Consider the following 2,228-nt stretch of genomic DNA (forward strand, 5'->3'; position numbering starts at 1 on the left):
CGCGGGCGAAACAAACGATCCACGCGAGAGATATTTAGACGGACCCTAATCGCGTATTTTTCACGCGACTATCGAACGGTAATCACGGATTGAATGAGTATGAGAGACATTTCCAATCATTCCATAGAACCTTTCAAACCGACTGTCAATCGTTTAGAACCGTTCAATCCGTTATTTTGCTGTTGAAACGAGAAACTGTGCATAACCATCGTTCTTACTTATTGGTGGTGGAATCATTGTCCGAATTGGGCAGCATGACGTACATCAAAGCAAGCGCCGCCTTGGCGGTCGTGGCAATAGAAATACTCGCTGGGGTCGCATTACTGGCAGTCGCGTTCGGAATATGAATGATGGCTGAGGGGAGTAAGCCCCCTTCTGTTCGACCCAGTATTCGGCTCAGCGTCCGAACCATCTCCGGACAAGGTCCGGAGGCGCGTCGGAGTGTATCCGACGGCGCGTCCGGGCTACCAATATGGCACGGACTTGCACCGGCAAGGATTCACCGTTCCATCCATTCTTCGCGGTCACCGCACTGACAGCGCCAGCGCGGTCGCGTGATGGCGATGCCATCACGCTTCCCTCGGTGGGTTAACTTCCTACCCTTACGGGTCGGTTCGCACACCTCATCGGTCGCGCGAAGCGGTCTCGTTTCTGTTCCAGAGCCAGTGGTCTCCCACTCCGGACTTGCGTCCGGTTGCCTACCCGGCTCAGTCCGTCTGCACGAAGGCCTCCCCGGCGTTCAGGTTGGGAACCTCCTCGCCGTACTCGCTGCCGACGATTCGGCTGACGACTTTCGTGTCGTTTTCCCACGTCAGGCGGTGCCAGACCAGCCAGTTCGCCTGCGTGATGAAGTCCTTTTTCACGTCGGCCGGGCGCTGGCTGATGCCCATGATTCCGAGTCCGTGTTTCCGCCCGCGTTTGCCGACCTTGATGAGCATCTTGCCCGTCTCGCCCATCCCGCCGCCCTCCGGGATGTACTCGTGGCACTCCTCGACCACCAGCAAGAACGGCTTCTTCAGCTTCTTCTCCTTGGCGAACAAGTGGCGCGCCGTCTCGCGGATGAGCGCGTCGGCCTCGTCCTCGTCCAGATACCCCGACACGTCGATGATGATGGGGACGTTCTGTTCGAGCGCCAGCGACGCGACCTTCTCGGCGTGTTCCGCGCCGACTTGGATGTCACACTCCTCGTCGGCGCCGACGTGGAGGAGTTCGTACTCCTCTTTCAGGCCGTAGTACTCGCCGTCCGCGTCGATGATAGCCACCGGATAACCCGCGTCCAGCAGCTGCTCGACGACGACGGACGCCGTGTTCGACTTCCCGCTCCCCGACTTTCCGGTGACGAACCCGCGTCCTGTCAGGATTTCGACGACCGGAATCGCCACTTCGGTGTCGTCGGCGACGAGATGACCGACCGGCAGTTGTTGTTCGTTGTCCATTCTCTTACATCCCGATTCGACAGAGATTCCTTCAATTTTTGCATCAGGGGTATTTTGCGTCGATGCGGGTCGAAACACCGACGGATGGTCGTGTCTGGTCGCGGTTTCCGGTATAAACGTTCGGATGGTTCGAATTTCGAGTACCGACGGCTCGATTGTACCGTCTCCCACTCGTGTACTATTGTTCGATAACAACGATTCTCTCCGAAGTTACTCCCGTTGGCGTGCTGATCGGCGATAACTATACGGTATCGCATGAGGTGTGTTTGTTTATAACATGGGTGGAACGCAAATCCAACGAACGGAGTTACCGTCACCACGGTACGAATACGGCGGTGACGACCACATTTTCGGCGAGGAGGACGATGTAATGGGGATTGCTTCGACTGGAGAACGCCCACGTCAGGATGGCCGCCATCAGCGTTATCGCCCAGTTGCTCGTCCGGTCCAACCGCTCGCGCCAGAACTTCATTCGGTGAATCTCGCCACGGTACAGGTGCGCGAGCGAGGAACTCGGCCCCATGTTCTGCTCCAGCAGTCCCGCGCCGATCTCTGTGCCACTGGTATCCGGTGGTTCGGGTGTATCTTCGTCAGTCATAATCGGTGAGAGGTGTCGGTTTCTATGTCTACAGTATTGTGCTGTAGAGTAAAAACCGTCGTGGTTCCGTATCGCCGACCTTCGTCTCACCGTGTCCCTTTCTCGGTCGTTTGTCGTCGCGCTCTCCGTCGATAACCGTCGCTCTCGCGTTCCAATTCGTGATTAGTTCCAACTGACGCAAACGAACCGCTCGG

The 2,228-nt window shown here is 57.1% G+C and carries 1 other RNA gene and 2 pseudogenes; all 3 read right to left on the reverse strand.

The annotated features are described in order from the left end of the window. Positions 1–352 precede the first annotated feature (352 nt). Positions 353–738: RNase P RNA component (gene rnpB, locus BG842_RS09000), an RNA gene on the reverse strand. Positions 739–1,142: 404 nt separating this feature from the next. Then, positions 1,143–1,436: pseudogene (locus tag BG842_RS33040) on the reverse strand (helicase HerA domain-containing protein); the annotation flags it as partial. Between the two features lie 322 nt (positions 1,437–1,758). Beyond that, positions 1,759–2,034, reverse strand: a pseudogene (locus tag BG842_RS09005) (DUF2270 domain-containing protein); the annotation flags it as partial. Positions 2,035–2,228: the final 194 nt, after the last annotated feature.

Origin of the sequence: Haladaptatus sp. W1 (assembly GCF_001723155.1) — an archaeon.
In the GTDB taxonomy this organism is placed as follows: domain Archaea; phylum Halobacteriota; class Halobacteria; order Halobacteriales; family Haladaptataceae; genus Haladaptatus; species Haladaptatus paucihalophilus.